At 74.6% G+C, this 17,052-nt stretch carries 10 protein-coding genes; 2 read left to right on the top strand and 8 right to left on the bottom strand.

Going from position 1 to position 17,052, the window contains the following annotated elements; all coding sequences use genetic code 11:
- Positions 1-100: 100 nt before the first annotated feature.
- Together IE326_RS17680 and IE326_RS17675 are read right to left on the bottom strand one after the other, a co-directional pair.
- Complete coding sequence (locus IE326_RS17680; protein WP_190042000.1) at positions 101-2,920, bottom strand: stealth family protein; 2,820 nt, start codon at positions 2,918-2,920, stop codon at positions 101-103.
- Positions 2,917-3,981 carry a hypothetical protein gene (locus IE326_RS17675; protein WP_229915383.1) on the bottom strand — a complete coding sequence of 355 codons (1,065 nt, stop codon included), beginning with the start codon at positions 3,979-3,981 and terminating at the stop codon, positions 2,917-2,919. Before IE326_RS17675 ends, IE326_RS17680 begins: the two co-directional genes overlap by 4 nt.
- Before the next feature lie 194 nt (positions 3,982-4,175).
- Between IE326_RS17675 and IE326_RS17670 the strand changes: the two genes are divergently transcribed.
- Positions 4,176-6,305 carry a PIG-L family deacetylase gene (locus IE326_RS17670; protein ID WP_190041999.1) on the top strand — a complete coding sequence of 710 codons (2,130 nt, stop codon included), beginning with the start codon at positions 4,176-4,178 and terminating at the stop codon, positions 6,303-6,305.
- Positions 6,306-6,616: 311 nt separating this feature from the next.
- Here IE326_RS17670 and obgE read toward each other — a convergent pair whose 3' ends face one another.
- The 6 genes from obgE to IE326_RS17640 form a co-directional block, all read right to left on the bottom strand.
- Entirely contained in the window at positions 6,617-8,056 is a 1,440-nt protein-coding gene (gene obgE / locus IE326_RS17665; RefSeq protein ID WP_150228171.1) for a GTPase ObgE, read from the bottom strand.
- Positions 8,057-8,167: 111 nt separating this feature from the next.
- On the bottom strand, positions 8,168-8,422 hold the full coding sequence (gene rpmA, locus IE326_RS17660) for a 50S ribosomal protein L27 (protein ID WP_030494090.1): 255 nt from the start codon (positions 8,420-8,422) through the stop codon (positions 8,168-8,170).
- Between the two features lie 14 nt (positions 8,423-8,436).
- Positions 8,437-8,757, bottom strand: coding sequence for a 50S ribosomal protein L21 (gene rplU / locus IE326_RS17655; protein ID WP_030494089.1), 321 nt, complete (start codon positions 8,755-8,757; stop codon positions 8,437-8,439).
- A gap of 258 nt (positions 8,758-9,015) precedes the next feature.
- Positions 9,016-12,855, bottom strand: coding sequence for an Rne/Rng family ribonuclease (locus IE326_RS17650; RefSeq protein ID WP_190041998.1), 3,840 nt, complete (start codon positions 12,853-12,855; stop codon positions 9,016-9,018).
- 232 nt (positions 12,856-13,087) lie between these two features.
- Positions 13,088-13,879 carry a TIGR03936 family radical SAM-associated protein gene (locus tag IE326_RS17645; RefSeq protein ID WP_150228173.1) on the bottom strand — a complete coding sequence of 264 codons (792 nt, stop codon included), beginning with the start codon at positions 13,877-13,879 and terminating at the stop codon, positions 13,088-13,090.
- A 250-nt stretch (positions 13,880-14,129) separates the two neighbouring features.
- The gene (locus tag IE326_RS17640; protein WP_150228174.1) at positions 14,130-14,765 is read right to left on the bottom strand and encodes a hypothetical protein; all 636 of its coding nucleotides are present in this window, start codon (positions 14,763-14,765) and stop codon (positions 14,130-14,132) included.
- Between the two features lie 270 nt (positions 14,766-15,035).
- Here IE326_RS17640 and IE326_RS17635 point away from each other — a divergent pair, with 270 nt between their 5' ends.
- On the top strand, positions 15,036-17,018 hold the full coding sequence (locus IE326_RS17635) for a glycosyltransferase (protein ID WP_229915382.1): 1,983 nt from the start codon (positions 15,036-15,038) through the stop codon (positions 17,016-17,018).
- The last annotated feature ends 34 nt before the right edge of the window (positions 17,019-17,052 follow it).

Genomic DNA, 17,052 nt, shown 5'->3' with positions numbered 1-17,052 from the left:
CCGGACGCCCCCTCCCTCACGTGCACAGGGGCCCTCACCCGCACAGGGGCCTCACGCGCGCGGGCCCTCGGTGCGCGAGCCCTCCCTGGCCCGCGGGCCCTCAGTCCTTCTCGTACGGCGAGCGCACCGGGAAGTACGCCTCCAGGAAGGCGCGCAGCACCCGGTCCCGCTCGTCCAGGGGGACCTCCGCGTCCGCGGACTCGCCGACGCAGATGACGTCCCGGTGGCGGGCCGCGAGGAGCCGGCTGAGCGCCACGTGGTGCTTGTGGTCGCCGATGTTGGTGTACGCGGCGGAGATGCCGCCGGGGGCGGCCCGGCCCGTCAGGTAGCCGTAGTGGTGGTGGAGGGAGGAGGTGATCGACAGGTCGGTGCGGCCGCGGAACGGCGCGGCGGCGGTCCTGGCGGTCTCCTCCGGCCAGCGTTCGGCGATCTCCGCGAGGACGCTGCGGCGCAGCGGGTGCGGGGTGTGCAGGAAGCCGTGGGTGGCGATCCGGCCGAACGCCTCCTCCAGGAGGGCCTGGTTGTTCTTGGCGGCGACGAAGTAGCCCTCGGTCTCCTCGGTGACCTCGCCGGGCGGGACGGCGGTCGGGGAGCGGAAGAAGAGCGAGTTGCCGTTGGAGAGGAAGAACTTGTTCGGAGCGAGGGGGCGGCCGAAGAAGACGTCGTCGTTGACGTAGAGGAAGTGCTCGGCCAGCCCGTCGATGCGGTGCAGCTGGGACTCGATGGCGTGCGAGTTGAAGCAGGGCAGCCAGTCGGGGTCGGCGAACAGCTCGCGGTGGCTGACGATCCGGACGTCCGGGTGGGAGGTGTCCAGCCAGGACGGCGTCTGGTCGTCGGTGACGAGGAAGATCCGCCGGATCCAGGGGGCGTGCGCGGCGAGGGAGCGCAGCGAGTAGCGCAGTTCGTCGCGGTTGCGGAAGCGGACGTCGCCGGACTGGGCGTCGTCGGTGGCCAGGCCCTGCTCGCGGCGGGCGGCGTCGCGCTTGGCCCGCCACACCGGGTCGGTGTCGTCGACCCAGGTGTAGACGGCGTCGACGGGGAAGTCGACGTTCCACATGAGCTTCTTGGTGAAGACCTCCAGGGTCGGGTAGTCCCGGCCGGCGACGGAGACCCGGGCGTCCCCGTCGAGGGAGGGCAGCCGGGGGCCGACCAGGGTGGTGCCGCGGGGAGCGGTGTACCAGCCGGTGTCGCCGTCCTCCTCGGGCCAGAACTCGACGCCGCAGCCGTACACCGGCCCGTACCGCAGGGTCCGGCTGTCGCTGACCAGCGGCTTGAAGATCCGCACCCCGGCGACCTCGGGGGCGTGGACGAGGGTCTCGGCGAGCCGGGCGCCGGGGGCGGCGGTCCGGGGGGCGACCAGCTCGGCGTAGACGGGCCGGCCGTGGAGCTCGGTGCCGAGGGCGTGCAGCGCGCGCTCCCGGTCGGGCTCCTTGACGGCGAGGCGGTGGCCGACGGTCGTGGGGTCGTGGAGCAGGACGAAGGGGACGCCGTGGCATTCCAGGGCCTGCGCGGTGAGCTCCAGATTGATCTCGCCCATGCGCCAGGACGGCACGTCGTCGCGGACCTCGGCGAGCCGTCCGGCCGAACGGACCAGGGACTTGGGGTCCTTGGCCTGGAGGATGACCTCGCGGGCCTTCTGCTCGTCGGCGGAGGGCGAGAGGCGGCTGATCGGGGAGGAGACGGCGAAGCTGCGGCTGCCGCCGGCGGCGACCCGGTGGGCGGCGCGGTCGGCGCGGGCGGCGGCGCGGGCCGCCGGGTCCTCGGCGCGCAGCGCGGTGAAGAGCTCGTCCCAGCGGGCGGTGACGACGTCCGGGGCGAAGCGCTCGCGGGCCCCGGCGCGGGCGGCCGCGCCGTAGGCGGCGCGCAGCTCGTCGTCGCCCATCAGGCGGGACAGGGCCGCGCCGAGCGAGGCGATGTCGTCGGCGGGCACGAGCAGGCCGTCCGTCTCGTGGCGGACGATCTGGGAGGGGCCGGTGAGGGTGTCGTACGCGACGACCGGGACGCCCGCGGTGAACGCCTCCAGCATCACCAGGCCGAAGGACTCGACGCGCGAGGGCATCAGGCAGATCGCGGCGGTGGCCCACTCCTCGGCCATCCGGCGGCTGCGGCCGACGAGTTCGACCCGGTCGTGCACGCCGAGTCCCTCCACGAGCCTGCGCAGGGCGGCGAGTTGGGGTCCGTCGCCGAAGATCCTCAGCCGCCAGCCCGGGTGTTCGTCCGCGACCTCGGCGAACGCCTGGATCGCGTGGTCGAGTTGCTTCTCCGGGACCAGCCGGCCGGCCACCACGACGGTCTTGGAGCCGAGGTCGGAGCGGGGCCGGTATCCCTCGGGCATGGCGTTGGGGATGGTGGCGAGGCGCGGGGCGGCGGCGCCGAGCGACTCGGCGAACCACTCGGTGGTCAGCTCGGTGAGGGAGACGAGGGCGTCGAGCCGGGGGGCGTGGGTGAGGAGCGGTTCGCCGGTGGCGCCGCGCAGCTGGGAGACCCGGTGCTCCTGGTGGACGACGGCGACCCGGGCGGGGGCGAGCGCGACCGCGGCGGCCATCAGGGCCGGGGTGGTGGTCACCAGGACGTCCGCGTCGAGGCCGGAGAGGGCGGCGGTCATCTCGATGTCGGAGAGCCGGTCGAAGGTGGGCTCCCAGGCGGGGGCGATCAGTTCGCTGGGCAGTCCGGCGAGGGTCTCGCACTCGGCGGCGGTGAGCGCGGAGGGGCGCACGGGGCGCGGCGAACGACCGGTGCGGTCCACCAGGTAGCGGACGGCCACGTCCTTCGCCTCGGGCAGGAAGGGCTCGCTCTCCGTCCTGAACACGCTGAGGATCTCGACCTCGTGACGTGGCGTCAGCTGGAGGGCCTGGGTGTAGGCGGCCATCTCCGTGCCGCCCATGGCGTCGCCCCAGGTGAGCAGGATGGTGATCTTCATACGCGTTCCTCCGCGCCGCCGGGGGCGTCTTCGAGCCCGACGCAGGAGACGGCGAGCGCCCCGGCCGAGGTGATGTAGGCGTGCACCCGCAGGAGCGAGCCGTCTTCCAGGGCGATGATCCGGAACGAGGTGCGGATCACCTGGTCGCGCCGGCGCAGGTCGGTGAGCCGGCGGCCGATCTTGAGGCCGGTGCGTCCCTGCTGGAGCTGGATGTCCCAGCGGGACGCCTTGCGGCCGGAGACCATGCCAGCCAGCGGCAGGTCGAAGGCGAAGGCGTCGCCGTCCCACTCCAGCGGGGCCCGGACGGTGGCGCCGCTGCCGCGCCGGACCGCCTGGGCGGTGTACGCGGCGGTCGGGGCCTGCCGGGCGACGACCCGGCCGCGTACCGTGATCCGGTCCCAGCGGAGGGCGAAGGTGTCGAGTTCGGCCTGGTGGGCGGGGGCGCGGACCTTGAGGACGGCGAAGCCGTCGACCGAGCGCATCAGCCGGAAGTGGGCGCCGCCGACCGGGTCGGGCGAGACGGGGGCGACGGGCCCGTCGCCGGCGGGGAGGGCGACGGCGGCGACGCCGGTCCGCGTCTCCTGTCCGCCGGGGGCGGTGAGGACGGTGGCGACGCGCCACAGCCCGGCAGAGAGCCCGAGGCCGGGGCCCGCGCCGGCGGTGGATCCGGCGGTTTCGGTGGATCCGGCGGTTTCGGTGGCTCCGGCGGTTTCGGCGGCTCCGGCGGTCCCGGCGAAGCGGAGCGCGGTGGTCGCGGTGAGGAGGAGGGTGCCGTCCGGCTGCGGTTCGAGCTCCAGCGGAAGCCGGAAGGTCCGTCCGCCACGGGCGAGTTCGAGCCGGGCGGCGGCGACCTCGGCCGAAGGGGGCGCGAACACGGCGACGTTGAGGGTGCGTCCGCCGAGGACGGAGAGGTGCAGCGGACGGAGCGCGGGCCGGGGCGGGATCCCTCCGCCGAACGCCGGTGCGGTGTGCAGCCGTTCGACCCGACGGCGCATCCTCACCGCCACCCGCCGGGCTCGTTTCGCGGCACCCACCGCGTAGGGCAGCAAGGCGTCACTCACGACAATCCCGGCTTCCGTTCTGGGGGGGCTGACAGTCGGTGCCACATAGTGGCAAGGGCCCAAAACGAAGGCAAATCGGTGTCGAAGCGTCCGACGGGTGACGACCCTCACTCCTGCGGATGAAACCCGCGTGACCGTTTTCCCCCTCTCACCTCGGCAATCCCCTTGGGAGGAAAAGGAAGGACACGGGGGTCATGGGACGCTGGACCACTTTCGACGCCATCGCGCCCTCCCGGCGCGGACTGCTCGTCTCCGCCGCCGCCGTCGCCCTCGCGGGGGCCGCCGGCGGCTGCACCGGAGGGCCGTCCGGCCACCCCGCCCCGGCCGCCGCCCCGGTGCCCGTGCGGCGGCTCTCCGACACCCGGTACGCCCAGGGCGCCGGCTTCGCCCCGGCCGGGCGCCCCGCCGTCCTCCAGATCGTCGCCCACCCGGACGACGACCTCTTCTTCATGAACCCCGACCTCGTCCGCGACCTGACCGCCGGCATACCCGTGACCTCGGTGTACGTCACCGACGGCGGCTCCTTCGGACGGAACGCGGCACCCGGTTCGCCACCGCCCGCGCCCGACGTCCCGGCGTACGTCTCCGCCCGCCAGCAGGGGCTGCGGCAGGCGTACGCGCGGATGCTCGGCGCACCGCTCTTCACCCCCTGGGAACGGACCGCCCTCGCCCTCCCCGGCGGGCGCCTCGCGGAGGCGAACCGGCTCGTCCACGAGGGGCGGAGCGCGGAGCTGATCTTCCTCGATCTGCGCATGCACGCCAGGAACGGCACGAGCGCCGTGAATCTCACCCGATTGTGGGACAGCCCGGGGGTCACGCTGCCCACCCGGCCCGCCCCCGAGTCGCCGGTCCGGCGGAGCTTCCCGTACACCCGCCGGGACCTCCTCGACGCGCTCGTGTTCCTCCTCGGCCGGGTCCGGCCGGCCCTCGTCCGCACCCTCGACCCCGACCCGGACGCGCAGGCGCACGACCGGGACCATCCGCGCGGCAGCGACCAGGACGGCTACTCCGACCACCCCGACCACACCGCCGCCGGGCTCTTCGCCTGGGCGGCGCTCGCCCGCTGGGCCGGACACGGAGGCCGGGCGCCGGCCGTGCAGGCGGAGGCGTACCGCGGCTACTACAACCAGCGCTGGCCGTACAACCTGCCGCCCGCGACGGTCGCGCTCAAGGCGCACCACCTCGACGCGTACGGGGGCGACCCGGGGTGGCGGTGCGGCAACCCGTCCGGCTGCGGCGACTACGCCCTCGGCGGGGCGGCCGTGCTCGCCTCGAAGAAGGGCTGGGTCCGCTCCACCCACCGGCGCCACCCCGGGGCGGGACCGCGGGCGCTCGCCGGGCCGGACGGGCGGCCGGTGGTGTACGGGGTGCTGGGCACCCGGCTCGCCCGCTGGCGGCCCGGGCCGGGGGGCGCGTTCGAGCCGCCGGAGGACCTCGGCGGCGAGCCGCTCGCCCCGTCCCTCTCCGTGGTCCGGGCCCCCGACGGGCGGCACCTCGTCCTCGGCCTGCGCTTCTCCTCGCTGGAGGGGGACCCGCGGCGCGACGTGCGGGAAGTGGTGCTGCTGCGGCAGCGGACGCCGGGCGGGGCGTTCGAACGGGAGTGGCTCGGGCTCGGCAACCCGGAGACGGAGCCGCGCCGCACCCGGCTGACCGGACCGCCGGTCGCCGTGACCGGCGGCGACGGGCGCGTCCACGTCTTCGTGCGCAACGGCGACAAGGGCGTCGGCACGCGGGTCCTCGGCACCGACGGCGCCTGGTCGCCGTGGCGGACGCTGCCGGGCGGCGGCGTCCAGGAGGGGCTCGCCGCCACGGTCGACGGACGCGGGCTCGTCCACCTGTTCGCCTCGTCCGCCCGGCGGGTGGAGCACTGGGCGCAGCGGACGCCCGGCGGCGCGGTCCACCCGGGCGCGCGGCCGCCCGCCGACCGCGTCGGGGACGTCCCCGACGCGGTCACCGCCGCCGACGGGGCGGTCCTCCTCGCCTACCGGCGCGCCGCGAGCGACACCGTCGTCGTCGCCCGGCTGGACCCCGGGCGCGGACGGCGCTGGACGACGCTCGGACGGCCCTCGATACCGGGGTACGGGCGGGTCGCCGTCGCCCCGGCCGACGGCGGCGGCGTCCTCCTCGTCCCCGCCGGCACGGCCCGGCCGCCGGCGTACGACCTCACCGGCGCCCGCACCGCCCCGGCCGCCGCCCCCTCCCCCGCCGGCACCGCGGGCGCCCCCGCCCTCCTCCTCTCCCCCACCGGCACCCCCGTGGCCGTCACCCTCCCCCTCACCGCCACCCCCACCCTCACCCCCCTCCGCCCGGAGACCCCCGCCTGACCGGCCTCCGGTCCCGGCCCCGAACACGCCGGAACCCCCGGCGGCCCATGGCCACCGGGGGTTCCGAACACCTCGCGAGCTCCCGCCGGAACGGGGTGAACCCGTCCTGGAACGGGTTGAACCCGTCGTACTCCCGGTCCGCCCCGTCGTGCCCCGCCTGACGGTCACGGCGGCGCTGGGCCGCCGGACGCGGGGCCTCGAGGCGGTGGGCAGATCCCCACGCCGCCCCCTCGCACCGCGAGGCCCCGGGGGGCCTCACAGGCAGCGGGCGACTGCGCCGGACTCCGTCCGCCGACCGGGCGACCGACCCGCTAGAACGGGTTGAACTCGTCGTACTCCTGGTCCGCCTCGTCGTGCTCCGCCTGACGGTCACGGCGGCGCTGGGCCGCCGGACGCGGGGCCTCGAGACGGTGGTCCTCGCCTCGGCGGCCGAGCATCTCGGCGCCGGCGATGAGGGAGGGCTCCCAGTCGAAGACGACCGCGTTCTCCTCGGAGCCGATGGCGACGCCGTCGCCGGCGTGGGCGCCGGCCTTCAGGAGCGCGTCCTCGACGCCGAGGCGGTTGAGGCGGTCGGCGAGGTAGCCGACGGCCTCGTCGTTGTTGAAGTCGGTCTGGCGGACCCAGCGCTCCGGCTTCTCGCCGCGCACGCGGTACACGTCCTCGTGCTCGTCGTAGACGACGGTGAAGCCGGCGTCGTCGACGGCCTTCGGGCGGATGACGATGCGGGTCGCCTCCTCCACGGGCTTCGCGGCGCGGGCCTCGCCGACGATCTCGGCGAGGGCGAAGGAGAGCTCCTTCAGGCCGGTGCGGGCGACCGCGGAGACCTCGAAGACGCGGTAGCCGCGCTCCTCCAGGTCCGGGCGGATCATGTCCGCGAGGTCCTGGCCGTCCGGGATGTCGATCTTGTTGAGGACGACGATGCGCGGACGGTCCTCAAGACCGCCGTACTGCTTCAGCTCCTCCTCGATGATGTCGAGGTCGGACACCGGGTCGCGGTCGGACTCCAGGGTGGCCGTGTCCAGGACGTGGACGAGGACCGAGCAGCGCTCGACGTGGCGCAGGAACTCCAGGCCGAGGCCGCGGCCCTGGCTGGCGCCGGGGATGAGGCCGGGGACGTCGGCGATCGTGTAGACGGTCGAGCCGGCCGTCACCACGCCGAGGTTCGGGACCAGGGTCGTGAAGGGGTAGTCCGCGATCTTCGGCTTGGCGGCCGAGAGGACGGAGATCAGCGAGGACTTGCCGGCGCTGGGGTAGCCGACGAGCGCCACGTCGGCGACGGTCTTCAGCTCCAGGACGATGTCCTGGAGGTCGCCGGGCACGCCGAGCAGCGCGAAGCCGGGGGCCTTGCGGCGGGCGGAGGAGAGCGCGGCGTTGCCGAGGCCGCCGCGGCCGCCCTCGGCGGCGACGTACGTCGTGCCGTGGCCGACGAGGTCCGCGAGGACGTTGCCCTTCTTGTCGAGGACGACGGTGCCGTCGGGCACGTACAGGACGAGGTCCTGGCCGTCCTTGCCCGCGCGGTTGCCGCCCTCGCCGGGCTTGCCGTTGGTGGCCTTGCGGTGCGGCGAGTGGTGGTACTCCAGGAGCGTGGTGACGGACTGGTCGACGACCAGGATCACGTCACCGCCGCGGCCGCCGTTGCCGCCGTCGGGGCCGCCGAGCGGCTTGAACTTCTCGCGATGGACGGAGGCGCAGCCGTGGCCTCCGTTACCCGCGGCGACGTGCAGCTCGACGCGGTCCACGAAGGTGGTCATGGTTCTGTGCCTCCAGCAGTCAGCTTGGTACGGAATGTCTATCTAGTAACACGCGAAAGGCGGACCCTCTTCCCTGCCGGGAAGTGAGGTCCGCCTCCGCAAAGCGTCCGATCAGGCGACCGGGACGATGTTCACGACCTTGCGGCCACGGAAGGTGCCGAACTGCACCGAACCGGCCTGCAGGGCGAACAGCGTGTCGTCGCCACCGCGACCGACACCCGAGCCCGGGTGGAAGTGGGTGCCGCGCTGGCGGACCAGGATCTCACCCGCGTTGACGACCTGACCGCCGAAGCGCTTCACGCCGAGCCGCTGGGCGTTGGAATCGCGACCGTTCCGGGTGGACGATGCGCCCTTCTTGTGTGCCATTGCTCAGTCCCTCTTTACTTCGCGGCCGTCGGGATGGACGTGACCTTGATCGCCGTGTACTGCTGACGGTGACCCTGGCGACGGCGGTAGCCGGTCTTGTTCTTGTAGCGCAGGATGTCGATCTTGGCGCCCTTGGTGTGGTCCACGACCTCGGCCTGGACCTTGATGCCGGCCAGGACCCACGGGTCGCTGGTCACGGCGTCGCCGTCGACGACGAGCAGGGTCGAGAGCTCGACCGTGTCGCCCGGCTTGGCGGTGGAAATCTTGTCAACCTCAACGATGTCGCCGACAGCAACCTTGTGCTGGCGACCACCGCTGCGCACGATGGCGTACACGCGGATCTCTCTCTCACTCGGTAATGGGGACCTCTGACGCCAGCCGCCCACGCGCGGGCCTGGGCCCACGGTGATCCGGATCGGACGAGCGGCCTCTCCCGGCGGGCGGGAGGGGGGTGCTCAGAGGCACGGCGCGTCATAGACACGCCGAGGGTCTAGGTTACGGGCGGCTGCCACGGAGGGCAAATTCGCCCGCGGGGGCGCGGACCGCGCCCGGTGGACCCTTCGGAAAGGGTCCACCGGGCGGCGGGGCCGGGGTCAGTCCTGGGCCGGGGCCGAGGTCTTCTCCGCCGCCTTCTTGGCCGGGGCCTTCTTGGCGGCCGTCTTCTTCGCCGCCGTCTTCTTGGCCGCCGTCTTCTTCGTGGCGGCCTTCTTGGCGGTGGCCTTCTTGGCGGCCGTCTTGCGGACGGCCTTCTTGGCCGCCGGGGCGGCCTCGGGCTCCTCGGCGGCGGGCTCGGCCGGCGCCTCGGGCTCCGCGACCGGGGCGGCCGCGGCCACCACGATCTCGGCGGCCTCGGCGCCCGCGGGGGCACCGGCCGGCGCGGTGGCCTTGCGGACCACCCGGCGGCGGGCGCGCGGCGCGGCGGCCACGGGGGCCTCCTCGGCGACCGGCTCGGCGGCGGCCTCGGAGGCGGTCTCCACGACCGGCTCCGGCTCCGGCGCCGTCACGGCCTCCGGCTCCGCGGGCGCGGCCGCGACGACGGTCTCGGCCTCGGCGGCCGGCCCGGACGTCGAGACGACCGGGGAGGTCACCCGGCGGGTGGCCCGGCGGCGGGTGCGGGCAGGAGCGGCCTCGGCGGGCGCCTCGGCGACCGGAGCGGCCTCCGGCTCCACGACGGACTCCACGGCGGACTCCACGACGGGCTCCGCCACGGGCCGCGCGGCGGGCTCCGCGACCGGCTCGGCGATCGGCGTCGGGACCGCGGGGGCGGTCACCGGCGCGGTCACCTTGCGGGTGACGCGGCGGCGGCCCCGGCCTCGGGTCGCGGCGGCCTCGGCCTCGGCGGCGCTGCCGTACAGCTCCTCGTCCGGGGCGATCGGCACGGGCACGGCCACCGGGGTGGCCAGCTCGGCCGCGACCTCGGCCTCGGTCTCCGGGGCCTCGGCCTCGTGGACCTCGTGCGCCTCGTGGGCGTGGTCGTGGCCCTCGCCGCCGCGGCCGCGCTTCTTCGCGCGCTTGCCGCCACCGCCGCCGCCGTGGGCTGCGGGCTGCTCCATGTGGACGATGACGCCGCGGCCGTTGCAGTGGACGCAGGTCTCGGAGAAGGACTCCAGGAGGCCCTGGCCGACCCGCTTGCGGGTCATCTGCACCAGGCCGAGCGAGGTGACCTCGGCCACCTGGTGCTTGGTCCGGTCACGGCCCAGGCACTCCAGGAGGCGGCGCAGCACCAGGTCGCGGTTGGACTCCAGGACCATGTCGATGAAGTCGATGACGACGATGCCGCCGAGGTCGCGCAGCCGCAGCTGGCGCACGATCTCCTCGGCCGCCTCCAGGTTGTTCCTGGTGACGGTCTCCTCCAGGTTGCCGCCCTGGCCGGTGAACTTGCCGGTGTTGACGTCGACGACGATCATCGCCTCGGTCTTGTCGATCACCAGCGAGCCGCCGGACGGCAGCCAGACCTTCCGGTCGAGCGCCTTCATCAGCTGCTCGTCGATCCGGTAGGTGGCGAAGACGTCGACCTCGCTGGTCCACCGCGTCAGGCGGTCGGCCAGGTCGGGCGCGACGTGCGAGACGTAGCCGTGGATGGTCTCCCAGGCTTCGTCGCCGCTCACGATGACCTTGGAGAAGTCCTCGTTGAAGATGTCGCGGACGACGCGGACGGTCATGTCCGGCTCGCCGTAGAGCAGGCTCGGCGCGGACGTCGAGATCTGGGCCGCCTTCTTCTGGATGTCGGCCCACTGCGCCTGGAGGCGCTCGACGTCGCGGCGCAGCTCGTCCTCGCTCGCGCCCTCGGCGGCGGTGCGCACGATGACGCCCGCGTCCTCGGGGACGATCTTCTTGAGGATGGTCTTCAGGCGGGCGCGCTCGGTGTCCGGGAGCTTGCGGCTGATGCCGGTCATCGAGCCCTCGGGGACGTACACGAGGTAGCGGCCCGGGAGGGAGACCTGGCTGGTGAGGCGGGCGCCCTTGTGGCCGATCGGGTCCTTGGTGACCTGCACCAGGACGGGCTGGCCGGACTTGAGGGCGGACTCGATGCGGCGCGGGCCGTGGCCCATGCCGAGCGCCTCGAAGTTGACCTCGCCGGCGTACAGGACGGCGTTGCGGCCCTTGCCGATGTCGACGAAGGCGGCCTCCATCGACGGCAGCACGTTCTGGACCTTGCCCAGGTAGACGTTGCCGACGTACGAGGTGGACTGCTCCTTGTTGACGTAGTGCTCGACGAGCACGTTGTCTTCCAGGACGCCGATCTGGGTGCGGTCGCCGTTCTGGCGGACGACCATGACGCGCTCGACGGCCTCGCGGCGGGCCAGGAACTCGGCCTCGCTGATGATCGGGACGCGGCGGCGGCCCTGCTCGCGGCCCTCGCGGCGGCGCTGCTTCTTGGCCTCCAGGCGGGTGGAGCCCTTGATGGACTGCACCTCGTCGGACGGCTCGGCCTTCTCGCGGGCCGGGCGGGGCTCGCGGACCTTGACGACCGTGCGGACGCCGTCCTCCTCGGTGGCCTCGCCCTCGCCGGAGGCGTCACCGCTGCGGCGACGGCGGCGACGGCGACGGCGGGAGCTGCTGCTGCCGGAGAAGCCGGACTCGTCGGCGTCCTCGGACTCCTCCGCCTCCTCGTCCTCGCCCTCGGCGTGCTCGCCGGTCTCGTCGTGGAACTCGTCGGTCTCCTCGGCGTCCTCCGCCTCGGCCGACTCGCCGCGGCGGCGGCGACGGCCCCCGCGACGGCGGCGGCGGGAGGGGCGGTCGCCGTACTCGTCGGCGTCCTCGGACTCCTCCGCCTCCTCGGCCTCGTCGGCGACGTGCTCGACCTCGGGCTCGTCGGCGACGGTCGTCGGGACGGGCTCGACGGCGACGGGCTCGCCGCGGCGGCGGCGACGGCGGCGGGCGCCGGTCTCGCGCTCGGCGGCGGGCTCGGCGGCCGGGGCGGCCGTCTCGACGACGGTCTCCTCGGTCTCCTCCGGCTCCTCCTCCTCGACCTCGGCGGCAGCGGCGGCGGCGAAGGCTGCGGTCTCCGGCGTCTGGAACATGGGCTCGGTGAAGACCGGGGCCTGGAAGACGGCGACGGCGGGACGCTCGGCGCGGCGCGGGCGGTCCTCGGCGGCGGCCGGCTCGGAGGTGAACTGCGGCGCGCTGACGCGGCGGCGGCCGCGGCCGCGGGTGGCGGCGGTCTCGGCGGCGGCGACCTCGGCACCGTGGGAGGCGATCTCCTCGACGGTGTCCGCGGGCAGGCTCTCGCCGGCGGCCGGGGCGGCGATCTCGGCCGCGACGTCCGGGGTGACGGGCGCGGCGGCCTTGCGGGTGGCGCGGCGGCGGGTACGGGCCGGAGCGGCCTCGGCGGGCTCCTCGACCGGGGCCTCTACGGCCGGGGCCGGCGCGGCCTCGACCTCGGCCTCGACGGCCGGCGTCGTGGACGTCACCGGAGCGGTGGCCTTGCGGGTCGCACGGCGGCGCGTACGGGCCGGGGCCGCCTCGGCGGGCTCCTCGGCGGGGGTCTCGACGGCCGGGGCCGGGGCGGCCTCGGTCTCGGCGGCCGGGGCCGTGGACGTCACCGGGGCGGTGGCCTTGCGGGTCGCACGGCGGCGGGTACGGGCCGGAGCGGCCTCGGCGGGCTCCTCGACCGGGGCCTCTACGGCCGGGGCCGGCGCGGCCTCGACCTCGGCCTCGACGGCCGGCGTCGTGGACGTCACCGGAGCGGTGGCCTTGCGGGTCGCACGGCGGCGCGTACGGGCCGGGGCCGCCTCGGCGGGCTCCTCGGCGGGGGTCTCGACGGCCGGAGCGGTCTCCACGACCTCTGCGGCCTCGGCGGTCTCGCCGGCGGCCGTCACCGGCGGGCCGGCGGGCCGGGAGGCGGCGCGGCGCCTGCGGCGCGGCGGCAGCTTGTCCCCGGGGGCGTTGCTGTCGTTGTTCTCGGTGGTCTCGTTGGTGTTTTCGAGCATGCGGGCGGTTCTCCCGTCACGCTCCCGGGCGCCGCGTCGGATTCCGGAGGGCGGCACGGACGCGCGTCGTGCGCGGTGCCGCCGTCCGGGGCGCGGGCGCCGCACGGGAGCTGAATGTCTGGCTCGCCGGTTCCGTACGCCCGATGCGTACGGCCTGGCGAAAGTCTCCTGGTCAGTGCGCGGCCCGACCCAGGTGGCTCCCGAGTGCCAGGGCTGCGCGCGACGTCGTCCCCTACGCGGGGCCTGCCTCCGGCGCCGTCGCCCGGGCGGTCGCGGCGGCCGTGGGTGGAGCGGCCGTGACTGCCTCGCGGTCGGGCGCGAGCGGGTCGGTCACCGTGCCGGACTCCTCGTCGAAGAGCCCCTGCGCCAGCCTGGTCACCGCTGCGGGGACCGGCGGCGCCAGGTCGGCCACAGCTCGGAGACCGGACAGGACGTCGTCGGGTCGCACGGCAGGTGTCACGTGCCGAACAACCAGCCGCAGTATCGCACAGGCACCCTCGGCGGGCCTATCACCCTGGGGATCGCCCTGGGGACGGTCCGCGACGAGTTCGGCGACGGCGGCGCGGGTGTCGAAGGTGCGGATGCCGTTCTTGGTCTTGCGCTGGACCTCGACCGTCTCGGCCGCGAGGAACGCCTCGACGGCCTTGGCGGCGTCCTCGACGGGCACGCCGTCGAGCCGGAGCTCCCACACGGAGGCGGTGAGCCGGTCGGCGAGGCCGGAGGTGCGGGCCTCCACGGCGTCGGTGATGTCGAGGCCGGCCGGGAGGGACTCGTCGAGCAGGACCCGCAGGGTCTCGGGGTCGCGGCGCTCGGTGAGGGCGATCTCCAGGAACTCGGCCTCGGAGCCCGTACCCGTGGGGGCGGCGTTGGCGTACGACACCTTGGGGTGCGGGGTGAAGCCGGCCGAGTACGCCATGGGCACCTCGGCGCGGCGCAGGGCGCGCTCGAAGGCGCGCTGGAAGTCGCGGTGGCTGGTGAACCGGAGGCGGCCGCGCTTGGTGTAGCGCAGACGGATGCGCTGCACCGCCGGTGCGGGCGGCGGGCCTTCGGGCTGTCGCTTGCCCAGTGGTTCTTCTCCTCGGTGCGGGGCGGGCGCGGTGGCGCTCCGCCCGGAAGTCTCGGGACGTCCCGTGGGCTCCCGCCCGGACCATCCCCGCGGGGCAGGGAGGTCTCGGGGGCGGGCGCCGCGCCGGGGACGTGCTTGTACTACCCAGAGTACGCGCCCGGGCCACCTCGGGTTCCCCGGAGGAGGGCCGGGAGCGTGTCGGGGCAGGTCAGCGGGGGCCGCCGAAGAGAGCGGTCCACACCTCCCGGGTGGCGGTGCGGACGGCGCGGCCGACGGCGGCGACGGGGCCCCAGACCCAGGTGCGCAGCCAGTGGCCGACGGGGGTGAGGACCGCGCGGTACACCCAGGCGAGGGGGCGGCCGATCGCGTTCCACAGCACCCAGCGCAGGGCCCGGCCGACGGCCCGCGAGACCTGTCCCGCGATGTCCCAGGCCCAGGCGAGGGCCGCGCCGACGAAGCGGCAGACGGGGCCGAGCACGTACCGCCAGAGCCAGGTGAGGGGGGTGACGAGGAGCAGGTCGATGACCCACCAGACGGCCTTGGCGACCGGGACGACGACCCATTCCCACAACCAGCGCAGGGGGACGACGAGCAGGTAGTGGAGGAGCCACCCGAGGGCCCGGCCGATCGGGGCGAGGACCCATTCCCACAGCCAGCGGAGCGGGACGACCACCAGATGGTGGAGGAGCCACCCGAGGGCTCGGCCGATCGGTGCGAGGACCCAGCGCCAGAGCTGCCGGAAGCACCAGGCGAAGGCGTCCCAGACCAGCCGGAGGGGCAGGACGACGACGAGGGCGATGGCGCGCGCCACACCGGTGAGGCAGCCCGGGTTTTCCGTGTTCATGCCCAGAACGACGTGCCGGGCGGGCGTCGGGTTCCGGCCGCGGCGGCCGATACCAAGGCGTTACGCGGCCGGAAACGCGGGGCATCCGTACGGAGGCGGACGGAGCCACCCCGCTTCCCCGAGACAGCCCCGTAACCTAGGGTGCGTCACCTCGTGCTCGACGCACGTCCGGCACGCCCCCGTCCCCGGGGGTCTCCTCCTCCGAAGACATCGAGGCTCGGCGTGAAAATATCCTTCCTCCTGGTAGACCGCTGTCACATCGGCGGTGTCGTGAGCGCGATCCACAACCTGGCGGGCGCGCTCGCGGACCACCACGAGGTCGAGCTGGTCGCCCTCCGGCGCAACCGCGACCAGGCGTTCTTCCCGCTCGACCCCCGGGTGAAGACGACCGTCCTGACGGACCAGCGGAAGCACTCCCACGTCTCCGACCTCGACGACCCGCTGAACGAGGCCTGGCCGCTCATCTACCCGAACGAGCCGACGGACAAGAAGCCGTGGGTCGGCCGCCTCGCGGAGAAGCGGCTGCTGGAGTACCTGGCGACGACCGACGCCGACGTGGTGGTCAGCAACAACCCCAAGATCACGATTCTGCTCGCGTACGCCGAGGGCGACTTCCTCAAGGTCGCCATGGAGCACTCGCGCCCCGCCCAGTACGGCCCGCACATCCGTGACGCCCGCTTCCGGGACGCGTACCCGAAGATGGACGCGATCACCGCGCCGACGCCGGACGAGCTGGAGACCATCGCCCGCCACGTCCCCGGCGTGAGCCACATGCTCGCCGCGCAGCCCAACTGCATCCCGGCCCACGCGAGCCAGATGTCCACGGGCGAGAACAAGGTCGTCGTCACCGCCGGCGTGCTCAAGGCGCACAAGGGCTTCGACGACCTCATCGAGGCCTTCTCCACGGTGGCCCCGCGCCACCCCGACTGGAGCCTGAGGATCTACGGCGCCGGCCCCGAGCGCGGCGCCCTGCGCAGGAAGATCGACGAGACCGGCAGCAACAACCAGGTCTTCCTGATGGGCCCGGCCACCCCGGTCACGCCGGAGTTCGCCAAGGCGTCCCTCTTCGTGCTGCCCTCCCGGCTGGAGGCCTTCGGCAACGTCACCGTCGAGGCGATGGCGGCCGGACTCCCGGCGATCTGCTACGACGCCCCGCACGGCCCCCGCAACATCATCACGCAGGGCGAGGACGGCTACGTCGTCCCCGTCGGCGACAAGGAAGCGCTCGCCGAGCACATCGAGAAGCTGATCTCCGACGACGACCTGCGCCGGAAGATGGCCTCGGCCGCCGTGGCCAACGTGGTCCGCTTCCAGGAGGCCGCCACCGCCGAGCGCTTCGAGAAGCTCGTCGAGGCCATGCGCGCCCGCCGGGCCGTCCCGCGCACGGCCACCGCCGTGGTCACCCCGCAGGGCGACGTCCGGGTCCGCGTCGACGGCCTGGCCGTCGACGCCGAGCTGGTCTGCAGGGACACCCGCAAGAAGGCCGCCGACGTCGTCCTGCCCTTCGTCGGCGGCGAGGCGCTGGTCCCCACGCTCGGCAAGCTCGCCGAGGGCGACTGGCAGCTCCTCGTCCGCGCCGCCGGCGCCGAGCTGCCGCTGCGCTCGGCCGGCTGCGACACCCTGCACATCCTGGGCCTTGAGCACCCGCGCACCGAGGGCCCCGCCCTCTCGCTGCTGCTGCCGTACGCGTACACGGACGGCACCCTGCGCGTCCAGAGCCGGGTGCGCGCCCAGCACGTCGAGGTCGCGGCCGTCGAGGCGAGCGCCGCCTCGATCGTCGTGCACGCCGCCGCCTGGGGCGTCGGGCTCGGCGCCGGCAGCGTCATCGAGGCCGTCCACCGCAAGGAGGCCGACAAGAACTTCACCTTCCCGGTGAAGCCCGGCGCCGACGGCCGTTTCACGGCGACCCTGGACAACGCCGCCGCGGCCCGCCTCCACAAGGGCGGCGCCGAGGACGTCTGGGACCTGTGGCTGCTGCCCGACCAGAAGTCCCCGCGGGTCCGCGTCTGCAAGCTCGCCACGGACGTGCTCGTCCCGATGGACGTCTTCACCTTCCCGTACCCGGTCGTGAGGTCCCCCGCCGCGCCGGCCCCGGCCGCCGCGGAGACCAAGCCGAAGGCCACCGGCTGGCGGGGCCGCCTCGCCGCCGCCCCCACGGCCGTGGCCACCGCCGTCGGCGGCACGGCCCACGAGCTGCGCCCGTACTTCGCCAGCAACGGCCAGATGTCGCTGAAGATCGTCGACAAGAAGTAGCGCGGAACGGCGAGAACGACGACAGGGGCCCCGG

Origin of the sequence: Streptomyces filamentosus, assembly GCF_014654895.1 — a bacterium.
GTDB lineage: Bacteria > Actinomycetota > Actinomycetes > Streptomycetales > Streptomycetaceae > Streptomyces > Streptomyces filamentosus.
The sequence above is the reverse complement of the archived record's forward strand: the minus strand, read 5'-3'. Positions and strand labels throughout refer to the sequence as shown.

Excerpts from the sequence above, each read along its gene's own strand:
- IE326_RS17680 (WP_190042000.1), bottom strand. The coding sequence starts at position 2,920 with ATGAAGATCACCATCCTGCTCACCTGGGGCGACGCCATGGGCGGCACG.
- IE326_RS17670 (WP_190041999.1), top strand. The coding sequence starts at position 4,176 with ATGGGACGCTGGACCACTTTCGACGCCATCGCGCCCTCCCGGCGCGGA.
- obgE (WP_150228171.1), bottom strand. The coding sequence starts at position 8,056 with ATGACCACCTTCGTGGACCGCGTCGAGCTGCACGTCGCCGCGGGTAAC.
- rpmA (WP_030494090.1), bottom strand. The coding sequence starts at position 8,422 with ATGGCACACAAGAAGGGCGCATCGTCCACCCGGAACGGTCGCGATTCC.
- IE326_RS17650 (WP_190041998.1), bottom strand. The coding sequence starts at position 12,855 with ATGCTCGAAAACACCAACGAGACCACCGAGAACAACGACAGCAACGCC.
- IE326_RS17640 (WP_150228174.1), bottom strand. The coding sequence starts at position 14,765 with ATGAACACGGAAAACCCGGGCTGCCTCACCGGTGTGGCGCGCGCCATC.